Source organism: Bacillus sp. AR13-1, from assembly GCF_008042285.1.
GTDB classification, from domain to species: Bacteria; Bacillota; Bacilli; order Bacillales; family Bacillaceae_G; genus Bacillus_A; species Bacillus_A mycoides.
On record NZ_QNUA01000050.1, the window covers coordinates 86,688 to 108,098 of the forward strand.

The window sequence follows — 21,411 nt, forward strand, 5'->3', positions numbered from 1 at the left end:
TATATAACAAAAAGTTCGTGAAAGGGGATGCGTCGGGTGGATAAAGAAGATAATCCGAACGATTGGCCTGTATGGGCGAATGAGTCAGTAGAGATAGTTAATGCAAATCCTGATTGGCAAGATAAAGGCCGATATGAAGAACGGCAACTTTATGAACTGCTTACTCCTCTCGGTATTAGCAAAGTAATACATATAGGAAGTACATCCATACCTGGTTTACCTGCAAAACCTATCATTGATCTAATGGCTGAAACAGACTCATTTGATAGAGTGCTCGATATTTCAGCAAAATTGGCTATATATGATTGGCATTATGTAGGCCCGGAATTAGATGAAAGACCTTGGAGAAGGTTCTTTGTGAAAGTGAAGAATAATAGGCGTGTAGCTCATCTGCATTTGATGGTTAAAGGAACTGAACGATGGGAGCAACAACTTTTATTTCGTAACCGCTTACGAGAAAATCCACAATTAGTTTATGATTATTCAAATCTAAAGCAAGAGTTAGCAAAAAAGTTTAACCAAGATAGAGAAGCATACACAAAAGCTAAAACAGAATTTATTAAACAAGTTCTAAAATGATTTAATTTTTGATTGTAACTGCGTTTGAATATAAATGAAAAAAATACTTTATTTTATAGCCTAAACTTACATGAAATGCATGTAAACAAAGTGAGAAGCTTTGGTGTTCCAATGTATTTCCTTTTATTTCTCGGGAGAAATTTATATAATTGAATCAAGTTCATAGAAAGATAGGGACTAAAACTATATTAAAAGTCGACTTAATTTATGAGGGGAATTACAGGGGATAAGGCGAAAATAAGTTAAAAAACGTAAAAAGGGGACAGGGAATATAATGACAGAAGTGCTAGAACTAAAAGAAGAATTACAACAAATTCAAAATAATAATTATGCTGTGCCAGAAGACGTAGACGCATATCCATATGCACAGTGGATGTTAGATTATATCGGATCACCTGATGCTGAATTACGTGATGATTTGATTTATAGTACGCTTCACAAATGGATTACAAATGATGTATTTAGACAAAAAGAATTACGAGGATTAATGTTACAAGCAATTAGTCCTGATTATTTATTTTATAAAATTGGTGAAAAGGGCACAGATTCTGTTTTTAAACGTGCGTTCTCTGTTTTAATTCCACCACTTATTTTATCTGTTCATGAAAGAGAACCATTGTTATCTGAAGAACAACTGTACAGTGTAGCAGAACAAGTTCTGGAATATGTCTATTTAGAAGAAGATGTAAGGGGTTACGTAGAAGGAAAAGGCTGGGCGCATTCTACTGCACATGCGGCAGATGCACTAGATGCTTTAGCACGTACAATACAAAATCGTGAGTTTTCATATGCAATACTAGCTGCTGTTCGTCAGAAGATTCGATTGAATGACTACGTATACATACACTTTGAGGATGAGAGATTAGTAACGCCAATTATGTCGTTGCGTAACCAAAATATTTTAACTGAAGAAGAGTGGAGCAATTGGCTACATAGTATAGCAATTGTTGAAGATATCCCACATCCTCAACATGATATTTTAGTACAAAATATTAGAGCTTTCTTAAGAAGTTTATATTTCAGAGCTTTAGAGAAAGAGGGCGCTACTGCCTTTATAGATGATATATTGGAGACTTTGGAGAAATTGCGTAGGTATTAAAAATGACCAATACTTTAGAAACAAAGAGAAAATAATAATTTTCAAAAATTTATTAGAAATTTATTTTTACATTGTACCCTTTCAGTATAAGTTGAAAGGGGTGTCAAATGAAAAAATTATTGAAGATAGGAAAGATTATATTTTTTGTGTGTATTAGCATTATTTTTCTTGGAATAGGCGCTGTATTTATATATCATAACTATCAATTAAGAATGGAATCGAAATTAATTAATAATGAAGGTGAACTTGTTAATTTCAATAATAAAAATGTGAATGTTTATAATGAGGGGAGCGGGAAGGATACGTTTGTATTTATGGCCGGATCTGGAATTGCCGCTCCTGTTTATGAATTGAAAGGCCTATATAGTAAATTTTCGAAAGAAAACAAGATTTCTGTAATTGAGAGAGCTGGTTATGGATACAGTGATGTTTTTCATGATGATAGAGATATTGATAAGATATTAGAACAAACGAGAAAAGCGCTTATTAGAAGTGGAAATAAACCTCCCTATATTTTAGTGCCACACTCTCTATCGGGTATAGAGGCTATTTATTGGGCACAAAAATACCCAAGTGAAGTAAAAGGGATTATTGCGTTAGATATTGGTTTACCTAATCAGTACGTAACTCATAAAATAGACGAGGTTGATTCATTAAGAATAAAAGGAATGAATATTTTAACGAAAATTGGTTTTCAGCGATTAGTTCCTTCTATTACTTATAATCCCGAAGTAATTCAGCAATCCTTTTTAACCGAACAGGAAAAAAATATTTATAAAGCGCTCTCATATAAACAAGCTTTTAATGATGATATGAAGCAAGAACTTTTACAAAGTTACAATAACAGTAACAAATCTAATTCCTTATCATTCCCAAAAGAAACACCAATTTTATTTATAGATGCGATTGCTAGGGAAAATAAAAACTCGAAATATACAAAGCAAAAAAACAGAGATTATGAGGAGTTTGCTAGCAAGTTATTGATAGCTGATGTGAAAAAAATTGAAAGTACACATAGTATTTATTTACACGCTCCTGATGAAATATACAAACTTGCTACGGATTTTATTAATAATAAAGTAGTGAAGAACTAAGCTATTGTTATTTTAGTGATGGAAGGTCTACATAATGAAAGAATATAACATATTAATTGTTGAAGATGATTTGATGATAGGAGATTTATTACAAAAAATTTTGCAGCGTGAGAAGTATAAAGTGTATTGGGAGAAAGAAGGAAAGAATGTTCTTGATGTAATTCATGAAATAGATTTAGTCATAATGGATGTTATGTTACCAGGTGAAGATGGTTATCAAATTACAAAGAAAATAAAAAATCTAGGATTAAATATTCCAATCATATTTCTATCAGCTCGGAATGATATGGATAGTAAACTAAAAGGTCTTATCATTGGAGAAGAATACATGATAAAACCTTTTGATCCTCGAGAATTATTGTTAAGAATTCAGAAAATGTTAGATAATCAATATGGTACTTTCACGCAAATTAAACATTTATTTATAGATGCAGAATATAAAAGGGTTTGCATTAATGGTTTGCGTGATGAAGTTGTGTTTACAGCGATTGAGCGTAAAATATTTTTCTATTTGTATGAAAATAGGGATAGAATTCTAACAAAAGAACACTTCTTTGATTACTTATGGCAACTCGAAGATAGAAATCAAAATATCATGAACGTACATATAAAGAAAATCAGGACCAAAATCGATGATAAAACAGGTAACATTATTCAGAACATATATGGAGAAGGGTATAGATTAAATACCTTTATGAAGAAATGAAATTAAAGAAGAAATATCAGTTACTACTATTCTCCGCTATTGTTAGCGTACCACTGTTATTGTTGTCGATTAGTATCTTTGTATCAGTTATTTATAATGTTGTCTTTAAAACTAAAAACAAAAACATTCCTTTTCACGAATCCTTTGCATATCCTACTATGTTAATCATATTTTTATTATCACTATTAGTATTAGCTTTTTTATTTTCAAAATCGATTAACTCATTATTAAATAAAATTAATGTATTAAATCAAACGATTCGAGATTTAGCAAGTGATAAAAAAATCCCTAATATAATAGATGTCAAAATCGATGATGAGATGGGGGAACTGATTAAATCAGTAAACTTGCTTATAGAAAGAACGACTTATCGAGAATTAGAACTACAACAACAGGAACAAATAAAAAAAGAACTATTAAATAAATTACGGCATGATATTAATACACCCTTAACTGCGGTTAGATTACAATTATATTATTTAGAAGGTGAGTACGAGGAACAAGCACCAGTACTTGAATCACTGTATGAGCAGATACAATATATAAGTAATTTAACTAACGAATTTAATATTCAATCTACAGAGACCTTAGAGAATACTTATATTGTGAACGATGAAGTGAATATACATAATTTAATAGAAAATATGATGAAAAAATGGAGCTATTTGTATAGCATTCATAAAATTGAATTAGTATATAATCCACAAGATAAAGAGTTGATATGGGATAGTAATGAGTTATGGATTCAAAGGCTATTCGATAATATTTTTCAAAATGTGCTTAAACATTCACAAGCTAAAAAACTCAAAATCATTATAGATGAAGATATTGTTTCCTTTAGAGATAATGGAATTGGCTTTGATATAAATGTCAAAGGAACGGGAATAGGATTAAAAAATATTGAAGATATATCAAAGATGTTCAATATAAAATACACTTTACAATCAAATAGTGAGGGGACGATGCTTTCTTTTAAGAACACTCAAAAAAATATATAAATTTCATTTTGAATTTCTAGTTTAAGTTTTATTAATAACGCCTATCATGTCGTTACGGAACCCAAACCTTTTTACTGAAGCAGAGGGGGATACTGCCTTTACAGATGATATATTGGAAACTTTGAAGAAATCGCGTAGGTTTTAAAAAAGGGGGAATATTTGGTCCATCACTCGATCCCATCATAAATGAGCATTTCAGCAAAGAATAAGAATTAAAAAAACGATCTTTTCTGTAGGTTCCTACAAAAAGGATCGTTTTTGTAGTTAAATTGAAATTTCAGACTAAATAAGATTGCTGTTAAAATAGAATGTTGATTTCTGCCGAGTGCTTTGGAATTTATACAGTACTTCTGTCTTTTCGAGAAGATTTCTTTCTTCAAGTTTTGTTGCAATAAAACGATATATTACTTTTATTAGACTAGAAAAGAGCACTTCCATCTTGATAAGAAGTTTATAAATAATAAATTATTGCTGATAAGATAAATACAAATAATACATAGTTAAATATTTTCGCTGTGCCATTCATTATTTTCACTATATTACTTAATAATCCAATTGTACAAAGACTGAATATCACCATTGTGGATCCTATAAAGTCAATTGAATAACATTGATATATATATGTTATATTTTAAACAATTTATATAAAATTACAATAATTTAATGTGAATTATTTTCGTATCAAAGGGTACACCTTTTGAAGTGGCGTGATTTCTATGAAAAACAATGTGTCAAAAAGTTGGAGATAACATTTTGAAGTAGGGGTACCTCCACATGCCCATCAACCTAGCAGAAGAGCTTGTCCCAAAAATGATAAAAACGAACTTTGTTTCTACAAAAGACATAAAACAATAAACACGTACTTCATATTTACTTTTGTTGTGGACGATAAAAAGCATCTACCAATTGATTATACTCGCTTCTTGAAATTTCTTTATTATATAGTTTAATTAATAACTCTTTATGCGCCTTCGAAAACGCTATTTTATCAATAAATTTTGGATACATACGATCATTTTCTCCCTGTCTGATAAATTATTCTGTTGAATTCCGTCTATTTTCCCTGAATATTTTAAAAAATAAACCAACAATGTTTTATGAAATATTACATATCGAAATGATTGGACATTTTATAAGCGCTTACTATTACGAAAATGACAACAACCCTTCATTTCTCCTATGAAGAGGGTGAAGCAAAAACATTAAACTATTATATTTAAAGTTTAATCTACATAAATCGACATGGAAAGACTTTTTTAGACGAAATTATACATAATTTTATGTAATTGTACATATCCAAATAAAGTAAAAATGTATTTAAAGTATCATTGGTCTTAATATCTCATGGCACTGGTGGTTCACCATTAGTTTATCGAACGATTGCTCGTCACTTGGCTCGTAACGGATTTGTTGTGGAAATGCTTGAGCATCCATTCAATAATCGAAACGACAATACAGTAGAAGGTACAGTCGATAATCTAACTATTAGGCCAAAACATATTTCTATGGCGATTGATTGGTTCTTTAATAGTGAAGATTTTACAAAGGTTTTAAAACCTGATTCTGTTTCAGTCATCGGACATTCTATGGGAGGATACACAGCATTAGCAGCATCAGGAGGAATATCAACCTCTTTCCCTTATGAGTCTTTTGATGAGAAATCTCATCTTATCAATGTTACACCTGATTACAGAATAAAATCTTTAGTTCTTTTAGCGCCAGCTTCAGTTTGGTTTAAAACAAAAGGGGCTTTGGAAGGCATAAACATCCCTATTTTGATGCTTGTTGGGGAGAAAAATCGATTTACACCTTATTTTCATGCGGAAATTATATTGAACGGGATAACTGACAGTACTAAAATTCAACATAAAATAGTTGAGAACGCAGGACATTTTTCGTTTCTTAGCCCGTTTCCAAAAGAAATGACGAATGCGTCTTTTCTTCCGTCGCAAGATCCACCTGGTTTTAATCGAGAATATTTCCATCATGAACTAAATGAAGAGATTACAGAATTCTTATTAAAGAATATACAATAATAAGAGACGTTTGATAAAGATTAGGACTATGTATCTGAAAAAACAATTGATCTATTCACAAAGCATTCTCGTTAAACAAATGGAACCATAAATTTTCTCATTTTACTTTCCTGATCCTACATGAACATGTAGAAACTGACCACTTGGTAAAGCATACTCTAGTTGAAATTTTACACTAGCATTTTGGCTACTCCGATCCAATCCTGATATGTAGAAGCAAATTCATAAAATCTTAAAATATTTTATAATACAGTGTAAAGATATGGTGAAAATAGATTGTTTACAAAGTTGGAATTTTGCTTGAAGAACAAAATTGCTGCTGAAGTAAATAGTGGTATAAATCCTTTTAAACTATACACAATAAAAATACTGAAAAGTCTTTTCGAGGGGAGTCAATGTTGTGTTTTCTATATTTAAATTTTTAAAACAAGGACGTTATTCTATAAATGATTCGGAGAACAGAAATTCAAATGTTCAGAAAGAAACTATGGGAAATCATAATATCAGCTGTGACTTATTCCAAAACACAAATGATCTTCAAAAGCTTTTTCAACAAGCTCCTGATTTGGTAATTCGTCAATTTCAACTAGTAAATAAATCAGAAGCCGCTTTGATATACTTATCTGGATTAACAGATAAACAATCTATTCATAATAATATACTGCCCCCTTTGATGCATAACCCATTTGATGTTAGTAATGGTCTACCTGTCACAATAGGAGAAATTCAAACAATCAATACTTGGAATCAAGTCGAAAATGCTATTTTTCAAGGGGATAGTATTTTATTAATTCACGGTCAAAACACAGGGTATCAACTAAATACAAAAGGATGGCCACAAAGAGATATAACAGAACCTAGAAATGAAATATCTCTAAAAGGGACGCATCAAGGGTTTGTAGAAACATCTAGTCAGAATATAGCTTTAATACGAAGATATATTCCTAATAGAGAGTTAGTATTAAAAGAGGTTTTAATTGGAAGTAGAGGGAAGACCAAAGTATCTATTTTATATTTAAGAGATGTAGCTTCTCAAGATGTACTTAAGGAATTGGAAACTAGATTTCAAAATATTAAGGTGGACTCGATTATTAATACTGGCGAAATAATTGAATTTATTGAAGATAATCCATATTCACCCTTTCCGCAGTTTATCTTGACCGAAAGACCAGATTCAACTGTATCACACATCCTTCAGGGGAGATTCGCCATTGTTGTGGATCGAAGTCCCAATGTTTTGATTGCCCCCATAAATTTCATTTCCTTCTTTCAATGGGTAGATGACTACAACACACGTTGGTTAGTATCTTCCTCTGTTCGATTACTACGTTTTATAAGTTTTTTTATAGCCTTATTGTTACCTGCAACATATGTAGCGTTTATTTCATTTAATTATGAAGTTATTCCTGTACAGCTCTATTTATCAATTGCAGAATCGAGAGAACGCGTTCCGTTTCTTCCGGTGATAGAAGCTTTACTTATGGAGATTACCTTAGAAATGATGAGAGAGGCTGCCCTTCGTTTACCCACTCCCATTAGCCAGACCGTAGGGATTGTTGGAGGTATTGTGATTGGACAAGCTGCTGTTCAAGCAGGGATTGTGAGTAATATCATGATTATTATTGTTGCTATTACAACTATAGCTTCTTCTATTGTTCCTAATTTTGAAATGGGTTTGGCAATAAGATTACTGCGTTTTCCTATGATGTTATTAGCTGCTTTATTTGGAATTGTAGGAATTATTATCGGCTGGATGACTATAATTGCACATCTTATAAGTTTAGAGTCTTTAGGTACTCCTTATGGTAGTCCTTTGTCACCTTTTCGAATATCAGGTATGAAGGACACGTTCGTTCGCTTTCCTTTGTGGTCAATGAAGAGAAAATCTAAAAATATTACGAAGAATCACAAAGAAACCAATCCTGATAAAGGGTGAAAATATGAAAAAATATGCATATAATGACATCACTGTCATGCAATACATCTTTATTATTAATGCCTCACAAGTAGGAACTGGAATTCTGTCCCTTCCAAGGGTACTTGCAGAAAAAGCTGGAACAGATAGCTGGATAGCACTATTTATTGGTTGGTTTTGCGCTATGACTGCCAGTATTTTGCTAATTCAAACAGCCAAACACTATCCAAATGATACCTTATATGAAATTCTTATTCGATTGTTTGGGAAAATCATTGGTACCATGGTAATTATTCTTTATATGATATATTTTGCTTTTTACGCATGGACAGTTCTAATTAATGGCATGCTTTATATTAAGGGCTGGCTTCTTCCAAAAACACCCGACTATATTATTGTGTTTCTATTCTCTATTCCAACCTTTTTGGTTGCACGCAATGGTGTTCGGATAATAGGTCGATACTGCGAATTATGCTTTTATATGACAATGTGGATTCCATTTTTTTTCTTCATACCATTAAAAGATAGCAATTGGTTACACTTTCTTCCAGTATTAAAGGAGGGTTGGAAACCTGTCTTTTCGGCTGTTCCGTCTACTATCTTTTCCTTTATAGGATTTGAAATTGCATTTTTTCTTTATCCTTTTTTGCAAAAAAAGCAATATGCAACGCAAGGAATTATTATAGCAAATACCTTAACATTTATATTTTATCTATTTACTATCCTTATCTGCTTTTCGTACTTCAGTCCAGATGCAATTTTAGAGTTTAATCAACCTGTACTAAACTTGCTTAAAGTTATTGAATTTCGTTTTTTAGAACGGTTTGATATGATTTTATTGGCTATTTATCTAATTGTCGTCTCTACTGCATGGATTCCTTGTGTATACGGTGCTGTATTTTGTTCTAGTCAACTAATTGGAAAACAAGATCATACTCTTCATGTAGCTATTTTATTATTGGCAGTAATTATAGTAACGTTTTGGATCCATCCCTCATGGAATGAATCTGAACTATTTCAAAAGCTTACATCGAAAGCTGGACTTGTATTAGCTTTCTTATTCCCTGTATTTTTATGGATATATAACTTAATCCACAAAAAATACTTTCGGAGGGAAGCACATTGAAGCAGAAAATATTATGCAGTGTTTTAATTCCGCTAATATTGCTCACTGGGTGTTTAGACCAAATGAATGTAGAAGATGTTACACTCACGCTTATACTGGGTTTAGATTTGGACGAAAATGATAATTTGAAAGTATACTTATCCAGTCCTGTTTTCAATAAAGAAGCCAAGATTAAAGAGGAACAATATGGTGTGAAATCTGTTACAGTGCGAAACTCTCGTGAAAAATTCGACACCATGGCTATGGCTTTGACATCGGGAAGCAAGACACAACTTATTTTGATTGGTAAGCGACTTTTAAAACAAAAGAAGTGGGCGGATTATTTAGATCCTTTTTATCGAGATCCCAAAAATACGGTTACTACAAGAATTGTTGCTGTGGATGGACCTGTTTCAGACATAATTTATTATGCTCCCAAAAATAAACCACGTCTTCCTATATATTTGGCAAAATTAATTGAGACTGCACATAGAAGAAATATTACTGTAAAAACTACTCTTCAAGATTTTCATAACCAAACAAAAGAAAAAGGAATGACGGCGAGTGTTAGCGCACTTAAAAAGAATAACAATATAAAGTTGATAGGTTCAGCATTACTTGATGAACAGAATAGATATAAGCTAACTATTACACCAAAAGAAAATTTATTATTAAGTATCTTACAGAATCACATACAGGGAGAATTTCCATTTACTATTGCCGTACCGCTACAATCTGAAAGCAAAGAAAAACATTGGTTAAGCTTTAATACTCAAAGTACCAAAGTAAAAACAAACGTACAATACAAAAATCATTTTATGTTTAATATAAATGTACATATGAGAATTTCAATTTCAGAACGACTGTTTCCTTTTAATGTTAGGAATGATGGAGAAAGATTAGAAAGAAGCATTGAAAAACAGTTAAAAAGTGATTTAGAACGTTTAATAAAGAAAATACAAAAAGCAGAAATTGATCCTATAGGATTGGGGTTGTATGCACGAGCTTATACATATAAAGATTGGAAAAGAGTCCAAAAGAAATGGGGAAAAGCATTATCGAAGGCTGATGTTAAAGTTAATGTACATGTTAAAATTGGTGGAATGGGTACAATCAAGTAACAAGAACTCAGAGTAATAATTTTTTTTAGAAACTTCCTGGGTAGCATCACATCTCCATCAGCTTAAAGGTTCATAGCGCCCTTAGAACGTAATTTTTTGTTAGTCTGTAACAAAAAAGTACATTTTTTTCTTTTTTGGGGTGTTTACTTTTCTTAAGTTGATGCGCATGGGTCACCATACCATTTCGGGGAAATTGTACGTTTAGACACAATTTGGACGCAAATTAACCGATTCCCTGTACGTTAAGGAATCGGTATTTATAATACAGGTTAAAATAAACAGCACTGTAGACTAATTGCTATGGTGTTTTAGCAGATGAAATAACCCATACTTTATATAGCTAAGGTTCATTATTTACGTCTATTTCTGTATGAACTTTAAAATGAGGGACCTCAGCCAATAGAACATAGGCAATCTTATAATCAGGTGTTACATAACCATCATAAACACGTCCATATATTTCATTCCCGATTGAGTCCGTCCATACTTCAGCTTCTCTCAATGTCTCAAATATAATGTTTTCACTATTCCATTTGATATTCATCTGAACAGCTCTATTTCTTAAATGTTTTCGATATAATATTATCAGTTTTGAGTATCTTATATTGAGAGGTACTCTATAAAGTTCTAAAATAAATTTGTAATAGATTGAAAAATTATGATCCGGGTTATCTTTTTGAGGGAGTGTGTTTTTGTGAACTTGATGGAGGAAGCACATAAAACCAACACCTTCCAAACATACTAATAAAATATTTTGGAGGTGAGTTTTATGGACAAAAAAGACTTTGAAAAAGTTTATAATGATTACTTACATCAAGGAGAAGAGCAAGCTCAATTTGAAGTAGACAATGAAGTCAATTCAGGAGCAGAACAAATTGTTGCCGTTCGTAAAAATGATGATGGGGATTTAATTGCTTTTAAGACAAGTAGCGGGAGAGAGTTAGATTATATTACTGCTCTTAGTGAAGCGAAATCAGGGAAGTTAGTTCATGTGGACGTATTTCATAAGTATGGTAGAGATATTATACGTAGTGAACCTGATGGAATAAAGGAAAATAACTTAGATAATTTACCTTCATTTTAAACAGGTAAACCTCAAGAAGAGAATGTTCATTTGGATATTCTCTTCTTTGTTTTGCGAAGTTTTCCTTGCAAATAGACGGTTCATTTTTAAAGTGCGATTATACTTTTAAAGAGCACTCTAAACTTCTCTTTATCTTCTGCTGTAAATGGTTTCGGTCCCTTTGTACGCTTACCGCTTTTTCGAACCATTGCACTTAAATACCGTGTTTGTAACAATTGTTCAATGTTTTCATTCGTATACTTATAGCCTTTATGGTGTAGAACGATACAGCCTTTTGCTAAAGCAAGCGAAGCAAGACCGTAATCTTGCGTTACGATTAAATCTTCTTTTTTTGCTAACTGCATAATCCGGTAATCCGCAGCATCCGCTCCGGAATCAACATAAATTGTTTCTACACCTTTTGGTTGTTCCGCATTAGAATAATGAGAAAAGCTAGTAACGAGGGTAACGGGAATTTCTGCATTCGTAGCCTCTAAAATAATTACATCTTTTACAGGACAAGCATCTGCATCAACGTAGATCTTCATTTTATCACTCCTATGAATAGGTTCGTGTTGATAATAATGGTAGATTTTGCTTTTGTCAAACGAGACTTCTTTACATAATGTTATTTCCCACAAACCAAAATAGCCTCACGCAAACGAGAAATACCTTTTTCAATTTGATCAATATTCACTTTCCCGTAAGATAAACGAATATAACCGTCTTTAGCACCGAAAATACTACCCGGCATAAAGGCGATTTCTTGTTTTAAGCTTTGCATAATGAGTTGTTTTTCGTTTATCGGTTCGTTTAATTTTCCCCATATGTATATACCACCGGTCGGGCTTGAGAAAGAGATTTTATCGTGAAGTTGCTCGTTTAGGGCACGAACGATAATGTCTCTTTTTTCTGCAAGTTGTTTTCGTAACGGTACGATATGCGACTGAAATGGTACAGTTTCGAAAAATTGTTGTATAAGCCACTGCGGGAATATACTCATTCCTAATTCCATTTGGTGACGCGCATCTGATAATCGCTCTACGACAGACTGCGGAGCGACAAGCCAGCCAACTCGTAACCCTGGCGCAATCATTTTTGATAAGGAATGAACATAAATGACAGTTCCGTTTTCATCAATCGATTTTAAAGTAGGGCAAGGTTGTTTATTTTCTAGCGTAAGTAAACTAGACGGATCATCTTCAACGATCGCAATTCGTAAGTCTGCGCAAAGTGATAGCAGTTTCTTTCTACGGTTTGGATGCAGCATCGTTCCCGTAGGGTTTTGGAAATTTGGATTTAGAAAGATCATTTTAATACGATGCTTTCTATATAACTCTTGCACATCGTCTGGATTAATACCGTGTTCATCGACAGGTAATGGAAAAATACGAATACCTGCCGATTGGAATAACGGTAATGAATAACAGTGTGAAGGGCTTTCGAAAGCGACTGCGTCACCTGGATTTAATAAACATTGTACGATAAGGTGAAGTGCTTGTTGGGCGCCGGATGTAATCATAATCGATTGTTCGGTCGCTTCAACTTTTAAATATTCCTTCATATATTTTACTACCGCTTGTCTTAGCGGGAGATACCCCTGGGGATGATCGTAACTTAATGACTGCGTTAACGGTTGTTCTCGTAAAATCGTTTGTAGTTGATCGTGAGGATAGAGATTACAACCGAGCTCTCCGTTTGCGAAATCTATAATGTTCTCATTTTGTTGTACTTCTGCCCGAATATGGCGAAGTAACGGTAAGTTTGGTAAGAAAGTACCACCTTCTACGAAATTTCTCCAATTCGGCGTTAATGTTGGAGAAACGCCCCACATATGTGTACTTACACGTGTACCTTTACCAGTCGTACTTTCTACAATTCCCATAGCACGTAGTTCATTATAAGCAGTCGTAACCGTACTTCGGTTTACATTTAACTGTGTAGCTAATTTCCGTTCTGAAGGGAGGAAGCTTCCTGGAGGAAGTTCTCCGTATGTAATACGTTTCTCAATAAAGTCAACTACTTGCTGATAAATTGGGATTTTACTGTCGTTATCTAGCTTCCATTCCATACAAACGCCTCCGCAAATCTTATATACATTAAGTATAACAAATTGGCTGGGTAAAAAAACAGCCAATTGGACGGTGTTATATCCAGCCAATTTTACTATGCTAAATAGGGAAGGGGAGATTCGGATGAAACGATGGCAAATGGAATGGCTCCTAGTATCAGTAGCATTAGTATGGGGAGCAAATTATACAATTGGAAAGTATGGCGTGGCATATATGTCATCCATTCAATTTAATAGTTTACGATTTTTAGTAGCATCACCGGTATTATTACTTATTACATTTTTAATGGAACGCTCATTACGTATTGAAAGAAAAGATTGGTTACGATTACTAGCAGTCGGTATCGTTGGAACGACAATGTATCAAACGATGTTTATGCTATCTGTAAAATATACTTCAGCAACGAACGCCTCATTATTAATTGCGATGTCACCTATATTTACAGGGATATTAGCAGTATTGCACAAACAAGAACGTTTTTCGATGAAAGTACAAATTGGTTCAATAGTAGCGTTTATTGGTGCAGCATTCGTTTTATTAACAGGGCATACGGGAGGAGCTACATACGAGTATGCGTGGCTCGGAAATGTAATTGGATTAGTCGCAGCAATTGCGTGGGGATGGTATCCCATTTTAGCGCAACCACTTATCACAAAATACTCCGCAATGAGAGTCACATCATGGTCTACTTTAATTGGAATTGTACCTCTCGTTATATACTGTTTATTCAACGTAAATACATTAACGTGGCCAGTAGATACGCCAAGCTGGGGATCACTAGCATATTCAATCGTCTTTGCGACAATCTTCGGACTTGCAATGTGGTATGTCGGTATTAGTAAAATCGGTTCAACGAAAGTAATGGTTTATATGTATCTCGTACCATTGTTCGCAGTTATCTTTGCAGCTGTAACAATTGGAGAGCAAATCAATATGATGCAACTTGTTGGCGGTCTTATTATCTTTATCGGTTTATATGTTGTAAAAAAAGGCGGAATCAAAAAGACAGCTCTCAATTTGAAAAAAGTAAGCTAACAGTAAAAAGGATCTCTTTCATATAGAAGGAGATCCTTTTTTATTTAGTAGTAAAAGTGCTTGTTCAACAGCCCATTTTTGATGATCATGAATTAAATGTTCTATAGCAAGCGATGGAGACATCCATTGTAAAATATGGTCTTCTTCATGAACTTCAACTTCATGTATCTTCTTTTTCGGCATAAAAATATCGTGCTGCATTACCGATAGAACGATCAATTTCAATCGCCCAACCTAATTCCTCTAGTAATTCACGATGTAAACATGCTTCTTTCGTTTCCGTACTTTCCATACCGTCACCAGGTAAAAAGTAATGTTCTCCTTTTTCGATGATAGCTATTTTTGAGCAAGTATTGTTAAAAATAACCGCATAGCAACTAGGCCGTAATACATACTGGACGGTAGGGTTTTTAGAGATAAATGTCGGTTTCGAAATCATAAAACACGACCTTTCTCTATAAAATACATAAAAGGGATATTAAGGTAAATGTAGAATTATGTAAGTATAATCTTATATGAGTGGAGTGATATCAACATGATAAATCGAAAGTGTTCACGATGTAAAGAAATAACAGGTACATTGCATGGTGGTAAAAAAATTAAAGAAGAATTTCTATGTGAAGACTGTTTGCAAAAAGGAATTGCGAGTGGGGAAATCGAATTATCACAAGTGGAGCAAGAACAAACCTCGTATCTTTCTATAAAAATATTAAAAATAATGAGTGTTATTTATTTAATAGTATCTATTATAACTGCTTTTTCTGCTGGAGCACTTATACAGGATCCAGGGCTTGGTGGAATATCATTTTCAATAACAGGTGCAGTTGGTGTTATGATAATTGGATCGATATTCCAGTCTGTTCTTGTATTTTCAGGTATTTGGGTATTCATTCTGTTAGTCGAAACGGTTATTAAAATATATGAAAAAATGAAGTGAGTGAGAGGGAGAAATACATGCGAGTAAGAAACATTCAAGGGGAAGATTATGTAAAGATTCATTCTGTATTAAATGATTGGTGGGGCGGAAGAGATATGGCTAGTATGTTGCCGAAGTTGTTTTTCGTTCACTTTCAAGAAACGAGTTTTATCATTGAAGAAGATGGCGAAACGTTAGGTTTCTTATGTGGATTCTTTTCACAAACATATAAAGATGAAGCATATGTTCATTTTATCGGTGTAAATCCGAAGTTTAGACGAAAAGGAATCGCATCGACGTTATATTCTTATTTCTTCGATGTCGCTCGTGCAAATAACCGTAAAGTTGTAAAAGCGATAACGTCACCAGTTAATAAAAAGTCAATTGAATTTCATCAAGAAATCGGATTTCAAATTGAAGATGGGGATGATGAAATAGAAGGTGTATCCGTACATACAAATTATGATGGGAACGGCGGGAGTAGAGTATTATTTTTAAAAAATGTGTAAAGTAGGCTGACGTAAAGTTAGCCTTTTTGTTGTGAGGAGGGATAAATATGGAGAGTTCTCAAAGTAGAAACGAGTATTTACGACGTGTTTATAAAGTGCAAGACTATATAGAATCACATATAAATGATTCACTTTCAATTGAAGATTTAGCTAATGTGGCAGGCTTTTCAAAATTTCATTTTCATAGAATTTTTAAAGGGATGATGGATGAGCCGTTATCTCGGTATGTGAATCGTTTGAAATTAGAGAGGGCAACACACCTTCTTACTTATCGTACAGATATGACGATTACAGACATTGCGTATTACTTCGGGTTCACAGATTCAGCAGTTTTCTCCCGGACATTTAAAAGTTATTACGGAGTAAGTCCGTCTCACTATAGAAATCACAATAGCAAGAATTGCAAAGACGTAAGTGAAACTTCTCAATACAATGAGTGTAAGAAGGTTCGAGGAGAGGTCGAAATTGTAACAGCGGACAAAGTAAACGTCGCATACATAAGACATGTAGGTACATATAAAGATTTAGCTATAGATTTTCCGAAAATGATAGAAAAACTATTTCATTACGCATCGGAGCAAAACTATCATGTATTTGAGGATACGAAAGTATTAACCATTTACCACGATCATCATGAATTTACTGAGGACTATCATTTAAGAACAAGTCTATGTATAACAATTCCAGATGAGTCCGCAGTAGAAACGAGCGACATTGGAATAATGGTAATACCTTCAGGCAAGTATGCGGTAGGTCATTTTGAAATATTCCAAGATGAATATAAAGGAGTATGGAATTTCTTGTACGGTGAATGGTTGCCAAATAGCGGATATAAACCGAAAGATTCGTATCCTTTCGAAGTATATAGAAATGATCCAAGGCAGCATCCCGAACATAAACATATAGTTGATATATATGTACCTATCGAACCTTTTTAATCATAGATTAAGGGGGAAGAACGATGAAAACTGCTGAACAGTTAGATTGGACTATAAAAGAAAACTATAAAAATATAAATGGTGTATTCGTTGTACAAAAAGGTAATGTTACTTTTGAAAATTATTATAATGGTTACGGTCCAGATGATGCACGTCATGTAGCATCTGTCACAAAGACGATAATCTCCGCGTTAATTGGGATATGTGTAGATAAAGGGTATATAAAGAGCGTTGATCAAAAAGTAATAGAATTTTTCCCAGAATATAATTGTAATTCATCTGAAATAACAGTACGACACCTTCTTACAATGACAGCGCCACATCCTTTCGTAGATTGGCAGGAACCGTTAGAAGAATTATGCACACAAAAGGATTGGGTGCAGTATACGTTAAATAGGGTAGGGAAAGGCGGAGAAATTGGATTTTTTAAATATTCATCTGCAGGAGCTCATTTATTATCAGCAATTATTACGAGCGCAACAGGAAAAAGTGCGCGTGAATTTGCGAATGAATACTTATTTCAGCCGCTTGGCATGAGAGAAATTCCAAACTACAATATGAAATCTTTTGAATTCGATGACTTATTCGGAAAAGATGTGAAAGGATGGGTTCACGATCCAAATGGTATTTCGACGGGCGGATGGGGACTAACGTTAACAGTTAAAGATATGACTAAGTTTGGACAGATGTATTTGAATGAAGGTATTCATAATGGAAAGGAAATTCTTTCAAAATCGTGGGTACAAGAATCAATAGCGATGAATTCAAATCAATACGGTTACTTATGGTGGTTACGAGAAGAAGATGGGGTCTTTTCATACTGTGCCATGGGTGATGGTGGGAATATGATTTGTTGTATTCCGGAGAAGGAATTGGTGGTGGCGATTGCATCTGAGATTATACCGGAAGCGAAGGATATATGGGGGGAGCTAATTTCAAAATATATTCTTTCTAGTGTACAGTCAAATAATTAAATTTAGTTTAAAATATGGTATGAATTGGAATTTTATACCATATTTTTTGCTATTATATATAAGTAAGAGATTTCACTAGATGGATAAAAGACGTTGTTTGAAAGGTGAGGGTATGATGACAAAGTCTAATGTTGTAGAAATCATTTCAGCTTTAGTAGCTATTATCGGTGTGTATGTACTAATAAATGCACCAGAAATGGGGAGTAAGGCAACAAGTGAATCTGTTGCAGATCAGGACGGTCATATGGATACAAGTACGTATTTAGCTTTATTACAAGGATACGGAAATTCTTATACAATTCTAGGCGCGACTTGTTTATTTATGGGGTTGCTCAGTTTAATTTCGATCATTTCAATTCAAGTATATAAAAGTAAATAGAGGTTGAAAAAACAATGCTCCTGCCAAATTGACAGGAGCATTGCTCGTATAAATAAGTATTTTCGTAGATGTGTACTTATCACTATGACTTAGTTGAAATATTTTTCAACCCCTCTTTATCGTCTTCATTACTGTCGAATTCGATAAAAAGTTATGTCACAAGTTGCAAATTTGGATGACGTTATATTAACTATAGAAAAAAATGAAAAATACCCGTAACTTTTTACAAGGGAAAATCGTTAAACAAAAGAAAAGGTTTTTAATCATGCGCTTGATTGAATGGGGGAAAAAGAATGAAGATTCTAATACTGGGCGGTACACGTTTTTTAGGAAGGGCTTTCGTAGAAGAGGCTTTGAATAGAGGGCATGAAGTTACATTATTCAATCGTGGAACAAATAAAGAAATTTTTCCTGAAGTGGAGCAGTTAATTGGTGATAGAACTGATGATGTTTCAAGTTTAGAAAATCGAAAATGGGATATGGTCATAGATACATGTGGATTTTCTCCTCATCACATTAGGAATGTAGGAGAAGTACTTAAAGATAATATAAAGCACTATACATTCATCTCAAGCCTTTCCGTATATAAAGATTGGATCCCGCATCACATAAAAGAAGATTATAAATTACTACCTGAACCACCAAGTGATAAGGTAAAAGCTGTAGAGAATGGTGAAATATCTCCTTATGAGTATTACGGTGCGCTTAAAGTATTATGTGAAAAAGAAGCAGAGAAGTATTGGCCGGGGCGTGTTTTACATGTAAGAGCAGGACTTCTTTCAGGAATGTTTGATTATACAGATCGGCTTCCATACTGGATTCAGCGCGTAGCAAAGGGAGGAAAAGTGTTAGTTCCAGGAAGGAAAGACCGTCCAGTGCAGTTCGTTGATATAAAAGACGTCGCAAGCTTTGGACTAAACATGGCAGAAAACAATAAAGTAGGTACATTTAATGTAACGGGTCCGAAAGATGAGCTGACGATGGAAGAGCTATTAAATATGAGTAAAAAGGTTACGAATAGCGACGCTGCATTCGTTTGGGTTGATGAATCGTTTATGCATGAGAATAAAGTACAGCCATGGACGGAAATGCCATTGTGGCTTCCAGAAACTTTTTCATTAGAAGGTGAAACAGATCCGTGGAAAGGTGGATTCTCTATTAATATAGAGAGCGCAGTTAAAGAGGGTCTTACTTTTAGAAGGTTAGAAGACACAGTTACAGACGTGTATGAGTGGATGAGAGAAACGAAAGATAGGGAATTAAAGGCAGGTATTTCAATTGAAAGAGAAAAGGTGCTGTTAGATAAGTGGTATGAAATAAAGAGAGCTTAAATAGGAATCTTATGAAAAAAGGACTCTGTCTATTGGTTAAACAGAGTCCTAATATTAGTCTACCACTCAATCGGTTCTTCCCCGTACATTTCCCATAGCTTAGGAAACATCTTTTTCAAACCTTCTTCGTCATCTTCATCCCAGTCTAACTCGATATCAACTTCCTCAAATTCTTCATTTGATAAGACATGGTATAGTGTAAAGTATGTATCATCTTCATCCCCAGTCTTCTCCAAATATACTTCTTGTCCGAAATATAGCGTAAGTTCTTCTATTTCTGGAACATCAAACTCGCTCAAATTTTCTAATACAGGAATTAACCGTTCTGGATCTTCAATACACGCTTCGTATGTTTCTTTTCCTTGATATAATAACCACCCGCGGAAGTAATCAAAACTATCATCCGAACAACCGCCCATAAGTGAGACGTATAGGAAGCTTTTAAAATATGGTGCATATGTGTGTCAAAAGCTACAATTTCATGTACTGTACGTTTGGCGATATGAGAAGTGAGCCATTCTATTTGTTCTTCTTGGTCTTCGCCTTTCGATTTTGCACGAGCGAGTAGTTCCCAAAATTCTTCTTCTGTTATCGTTTTTTCTTTTATGTAATCTTCCCCTAGAATAGGGTCGGTATATCCTTTTTTTCGTTTGGAAGCGATTAGTTTGTTAGCTTCTTTTATGCATTCTTCTTCTGTTTCAAACTCTTTCGCTTTCACACTACCAGCTGTGCCAATTTTTCCGTAAAACACAACGTAGTCTCTATCTTTCACAACGATTTTCCAAAACTTATTTGATTTCTCAGTTTGCTGGATTAATAACGTTTCCATTCGTACCCCCATATTGCTTTTCTAGTATGCATTGTGATTGTAACATATGTATAAATACCTGTAATGACAAAAAGGTAAGTGCAGTTTTCGGAAAGTTCGAAAATCATTGAATGAAATAGAAAAATTTAGTAATCTTATTTGTACAGCACATACATAATAGTTTTGTAATGATACATTGGAGGGGTTTGTTGTGGATCTTACGTTTAAAGTAGAGGAAACATGTTTTAATTACCGAGTCGGAGCAATTTGCAAACAAGGTAGTAAAATACTTATCCTTCAAGATGAAGGTGAAGAGTATTGGTACGTACCAGGCGGAAGAGTGAAAATGCTAGAAAATAGTGAAGATGCATTAAAACGAGAGCTTGCAGAAGAACTAGGCGTACCTATTGAAGTGAAGAGATTAATATGGTCAGTAGAAAACTTCTTTACACTTTCTGAGCGAAAGTTTCATGAGATTAGTTTTTATTATGAAGTAGAATTGCATGAATTACCTGCAAATGGGGCGGATCAATATATTCTTGAAGAAGCAGGTAGAAAATATTTATTTAAGTGGGTGCCGGTAGAAGAGTTACATGCATATAACTTACAGCCAGCGTTTATAAAAGATAAAGTAAAGGATGTATCAGTTCATACAGAACATATCGTTTTACAAAAGTGAGCCTACAAACCCCTTTAAATCAATGTTTTTAAGTGTTTTTAAAAGGGTTTGCAA

22 protein-coding genes and 3 pseudogenes are annotated in these 21,411 nt (G+C 33.8%); 18 read left to right on the top strand and 7 right to left on the bottom strand.

Annotated elements, in window-relative coordinates; genetic code table 11:
- Nucleotides 1–36: 36 nt before the first annotated feature.
- From DN408_RS28535 to DN408_RS28555, 5 genes are all read left to right on the top strand, one after another.
- Nucleotides 37–579: a GrpB family protein gene (locus DN408_RS28535; RefSeq protein WP_078178854.1), complete on the top strand. Its 543-nt coding sequence runs from the start codon at nt 37–39 to the stop codon at nt 577–579.
- Nucleotides 580–853: 274 nt separating this feature from the next.
- On the top strand, nt 854–1,678 hold the full coding sequence (locus tag DN408_RS28540; protein ID WP_016127204.1) for a DUF2785 domain-containing protein: 825 nt from the start codon (nt 854–856) through the stop codon (nt 1,676–1,678).
- Between the two features lie 107 nt (nt 1,679–1,785).
- On the top strand, nt 1,786–2,772 hold the full coding sequence (locus DN408_RS28545) for an alpha/beta fold hydrolase (RefSeq protein ID WP_003190124.1): 987 nt from the start codon (nt 1,786–1,788) through the stop codon (nt 2,770–2,772).
- Nucleotides 2,773–2,806: 34 nt separating this feature from the next.
- Nucleotides 2,807–3,478 carry a response regulator transcription factor gene (locus tag DN408_RS28550; RefSeq protein ID WP_078179244.1) on the top strand — a complete coding sequence of 224 codons (672 nt, stop codon included), beginning with the start codon at nt 2,807–2,809 and terminating at the stop codon, nt 3,476–3,478.
- Nucleotides 3,475–4,476: a sensor histidine kinase gene (locus tag DN408_RS28555; RefSeq protein ID WP_033734115.1), complete on the top strand. Its 1,002-nt coding sequence runs from the start codon at nt 3,475–3,477 to the stop codon at nt 4,474–4,476. Before DN408_RS28550 ends, DN408_RS28555 begins: the two co-directional genes overlap by 4 nt.
- 870 nt (nt 4,477–5,346) lie before the next feature.
- On the opposite strand, the gene DN408_RS31675 is transcribed toward DN408_RS28555, so the two are convergent.
- A complete protein-coding gene (locus tag DN408_RS31675; RefSeq protein ID WP_000283272.1) occupies nt 5,347–5,484 on the bottom strand; it encodes a hypothetical protein in 138 nt (45 codons plus the stop codon).
- Nucleotides 5,485–5,804: 320 nt separating this feature from the next.
- Between DN408_RS31675 and DN408_RS28560 the strand changes: the two genes are divergently transcribed.
- A complete protein-coding gene (locus DN408_RS28560; protein ID WP_002168106.1) occupies nt 5,805–6,512 on the top strand; it encodes an alpha/beta hydrolase family protein in 708 nt (235 codons plus the stop codon).
- A 105-nt stretch (nt 6,513–6,617) separates the two neighbouring features.
- On the opposite strand, the pseudogene DN408_RS32590 reads toward DN408_RS28560, so the two are convergent.
- Nucleotides 6,618–6,843: pseudogene (locus DN408_RS32590) on the bottom strand (IS4 family transposase); the annotation flags it as partial.
- 69 nt (nt 6,844–6,912) lie between these two features.
- Between DN408_RS32590 and DN408_RS28565 the strand changes: the two are divergent.
- The 3 genes from DN408_RS28565 to DN408_RS28575 are packed head-to-tail and all read left to right on the top strand — an operon-like array spanning nt 6,913 to nt 10,653.
- Nucleotides 6,913–8,448, top strand: coding sequence for a spore germination protein (locus DN408_RS28565; RefSeq protein WP_002120381.1), 1,536 nt, complete (start codon nt 6,913–6,915; stop codon nt 8,446–8,448).
- Nucleotides 8,449–8,452: 4 nt separating this feature from the next.
- The gene (locus DN408_RS28570; protein WP_103458768.1) at nt 8,453–9,553 is read left to right on the top strand and encodes a GerAB/ArcD/ProY family transporter; all 1,101 of its coding nucleotides are present in this window, start codon (nt 8,453–8,455) and stop codon (nt 9,551–9,553) included.
- On the top strand, nt 9,550–10,653 hold the full coding sequence (locus DN408_RS28575) for a Ger(x)C family spore germination protein (RefSeq protein ID WP_002168107.1): 1,104 nt from the start codon (nt 9,550–9,552) through the stop codon (nt 10,651–10,653). The genes DN408_RS28570 and DN408_RS28575 overlap by 4 nt, the downstream gene beginning before the upstream one ends.
- Nucleotides 10,654–10,993: 340 nt before the next feature.
- Here the strand turns inward: DN408_RS28575 and DN408_RS28585 are convergent, their stop codons facing one another.
- Entirely contained in the window at nt 10,994–11,191 is a 198-nt protein-coding gene (locus DN408_RS28585; protein ID WP_033712249.1) for a hypothetical protein, read from the bottom strand.
- A gap of 231 nt (nt 11,192–11,422) precedes the next feature.
- Between DN408_RS28585 and DN408_RS28590 the strand changes: the two genes are divergently transcribed.
- Nucleotides 11,423–11,737 carry a DUF3892 domain-containing protein gene (locus DN408_RS28590; protein WP_016101130.1) on the top strand — a complete coding sequence of 105 codons (315 nt, stop codon included), beginning with the start codon at nt 11,423–11,425 and terminating at the stop codon, nt 11,735–11,737.
- Nucleotides 11,738–11,823: 86 nt separating this feature from the next.
- Here the strand turns inward: DN408_RS28590 and DN408_RS28595 are convergent, their stop codons facing one another.
- Both DN408_RS28595 and pdxR read right to left on the bottom strand, forming a co-directional pair.
- Entirely contained in the window at nt 11,824–12,264 is a 441-nt protein-coding gene (locus DN408_RS28595; protein WP_002127967.1) for a YaiI/YqxD family protein, read from the bottom strand.
- An 80-nt stretch (nt 12,265–12,344) separates the two neighbouring features.
- The gene (gene pdxR, locus DN408_RS28600; protein WP_002168109.1) at nt 12,345–13,787 is read right to left on the bottom strand and encodes a MocR-like pyridoxine biosynthesis transcription factor PdxR; all 1,443 of its coding nucleotides are present in this window, start codon (nt 13,785–13,787) and stop codon (nt 12,345–12,347) included.
- A 124-nt stretch (nt 13,788–13,911) separates the two neighbouring features.
- Here pdxR and DN408_RS28605 point away from each other — a divergent pair, with 124 nt between their 5' ends.
- Nucleotides 13,912–14,823, top strand: coding sequence for a DMT family transporter (locus DN408_RS28605; protein WP_002120365.1), 912 nt, complete (start codon nt 13,912–13,914; stop codon nt 14,821–14,823).
- Between the two features lie 18 nt (nt 14,824–14,841).
- Here DN408_RS28605 and DN408_RS28610 read toward each other — a convergent pair.
- Nucleotides 14,842–15,262: pseudogene (locus DN408_RS28610) on the bottom strand (NUDIX domain-containing protein).
- Between the two features lie 96 nt (nt 15,263–15,358).
- Here DN408_RS28610 and DN408_RS28615 point away from each other — a divergent pair.
- The 6 genes from DN408_RS28615 to DN408_RS28640 all read left to right on the top strand — a co-directional run bounded on the left by DN408_RS28615 (nt 15,359) and on the right by DN408_RS28640 (nt 19,870).
- Nucleotides 15,359–15,760, top strand: a complete 402-nt coding sequence (locus tag DN408_RS28615; protein WP_002013574.1) for a DUF3980 domain-containing protein — start codon at nt 15,359–15,361, stop codon at nt 15,758–15,760.
- A 17-nt stretch (nt 15,761–15,777) separates the two neighbouring features.
- Nucleotides 15,778–16,248 (top strand): GNAT family N-acetyltransferase, encoded by a 471-nt coding sequence (locus DN408_RS28620; protein WP_033730739.1) that lies wholly within the window; start codon nt 15,778–15,780, stop codon nt 16,246–16,248.
- A gap of 47 nt (nt 16,249–16,295) precedes the next feature.
- On the top strand, nt 16,296–17,186 hold the full coding sequence (locus tag DN408_RS28625; RefSeq protein ID WP_002013572.1) for an AraC family transcriptional regulator: 891 nt from the start codon (nt 16,296–16,298) through the stop codon (nt 17,184–17,186).
- Between the two features lie 23 nt (nt 17,187–17,209).
- Complete coding sequence (locus DN408_RS28630; protein WP_003190155.1) at nt 17,210–18,160, top strand: serine hydrolase domain-containing protein; 951 nt, start codon at nt 17,210–17,212, stop codon at nt 18,158–18,160.
- Between the two features lie 79 nt (nt 18,161–18,239).
- A complete protein-coding gene (locus tag DN408_RS28635) occupies nt 18,240–18,539 on the top strand; it encodes a hypothetical protein (protein ID WP_078178773.1) in 300 nt (99 codons plus the stop codon).
- A gap of 293 nt (nt 18,540–18,832) precedes the next feature.
- Nucleotides 18,833–19,870, top strand: a complete 1,038-nt coding sequence (locus tag DN408_RS28640) for an SDR family oxidoreductase (RefSeq protein ID WP_078178772.1) — start codon at nt 18,833–18,835, stop codon at nt 19,868–19,870.
- Nucleotides 19,871–19,929: 59 nt separating this feature from the next.
- On the opposite strand, the pseudogene DN408_RS28645 reads toward DN408_RS28640, so the two are convergent.
- A pseudogene (locus tag DN408_RS28645) lies at nt 19,930–20,711 on the bottom strand (DUF4240 domain-containing protein).
- Between the two features lie 178 nt (nt 20,712–20,889).
- On the opposite strand from DN408_RS28645, the gene DN408_RS28650 reads away from it, so the two are divergent.
- A complete protein-coding gene (locus DN408_RS28650) occupies nt 20,890–21,357 on the top strand; it encodes an NUDIX hydrolase (protein WP_002013562.1) in 468 nt (155 codons plus the stop codon).
- Nucleotides 21,358–21,411 lie beyond the last annotated feature (54 nt).

What these genes read in the sequence shown, in the direction of transcription:
- DN408_RS28540 (WP_016127204.1), top strand. Translation starts at nt 854, where the DNA reads ATGACAGAAGTGCTAGAACTAAAAGAAGAATTACAACAAATTCAAAAT.
- DN408_RS28545 (WP_003190124.1), top strand. Translation starts at nt 1,786, where the DNA reads ATGAAAAAATTATTGAAGATAGGAAAGATTATATTTTTTGTGTGTATT.
- DN408_RS28550 (WP_078179244.1), top strand. Translation starts at nt 2,807, where the DNA reads ATGAAAGAATATAACATATTAATTGTTGAAGATGATTTGATGATAGGA.
- DN408_RS28555 (WP_033734115.1), top strand. Translation starts at nt 3,475, where the DNA reads ATGAAATTAAAGAAGAAATATCAGTTACTACTATTCTCCGCTATTGTT.
- DN408_RS31675 (WP_000283272.1), bottom strand. Translation starts at nt 5,484, where the DNA reads ATGTATCCAAAATTTATTGATAAAATAGCGTTTTCGAAGGCGCATAAA.
- DN408_RS28570 (WP_103458768.1), top strand. Translation starts at nt 8,453, where the DNA reads ATGAAAAAATATGCATATAATGACATCACTGTCATGCAATACATCTTT.
- DN408_RS28590 (WP_016101130.1), top strand. Translation starts at nt 11,423, where the DNA reads ATGGACAAAAAAGACTTTGAAAAAGTTTATAATGATTACTTACATCAA.
- DN408_RS28595 (WP_002127967.1), bottom strand. Translation starts at nt 12,264, where the DNA reads ATGAAGATCTACGTTGATGCAGATGCTTGTCCTGTAAAAGATGTAATT.
- pdxR (WP_002168109.1), bottom strand. Translation starts at nt 13,787, where the DNA reads ATGGAATGGAAGCTAGATAACGACAGTAAAATCCCAATTTATCAGCAA.
- DN408_RS28605 (WP_002120365.1), top strand. Translation starts at nt 13,912, where the DNA reads ATGAAACGATGGCAAATGGAATGGCTCCTAGTATCAGTAGCATTAGTA.
- DN408_RS28615 (WP_002013574.1), top strand. Translation starts at nt 15,359, where the DNA reads ATGATAAATCGAAAGTGTTCACGATGTAAAGAAATAACAGGTACATTG.
- DN408_RS28620 (WP_033730739.1), top strand. Translation starts at nt 15,778, where the DNA reads ATGCGAGTAAGAAACATTCAAGGGGAAGATTATGTAAAGATTCATTCT.
- DN408_RS28625 (WP_002013572.1), top strand. Translation starts at nt 16,296, where the DNA reads ATGGAGAGTTCTCAAAGTAGAAACGAGTATTTACGACGTGTTTATAAA.
- DN408_RS28630 (WP_003190155.1), top strand. Translation starts at nt 17,210, where the DNA reads ATGAAAACTGCTGAACAGTTAGATTGGACTATAAAAGAAAACTATAAA.
- DN408_RS28635 (WP_078178773.1), top strand. Translation starts at nt 18,240, where the DNA reads ATGGATAAAAGACGTTGTTTGAAAGGTGAGGGTATGATGACAAAGTCT.
- DN408_RS28640 (WP_078178772.1), top strand. Translation starts at nt 18,833, where the DNA reads ATGAAGATTCTAATACTGGGCGGTACACGTTTTTTAGGAAGGGCTTTC.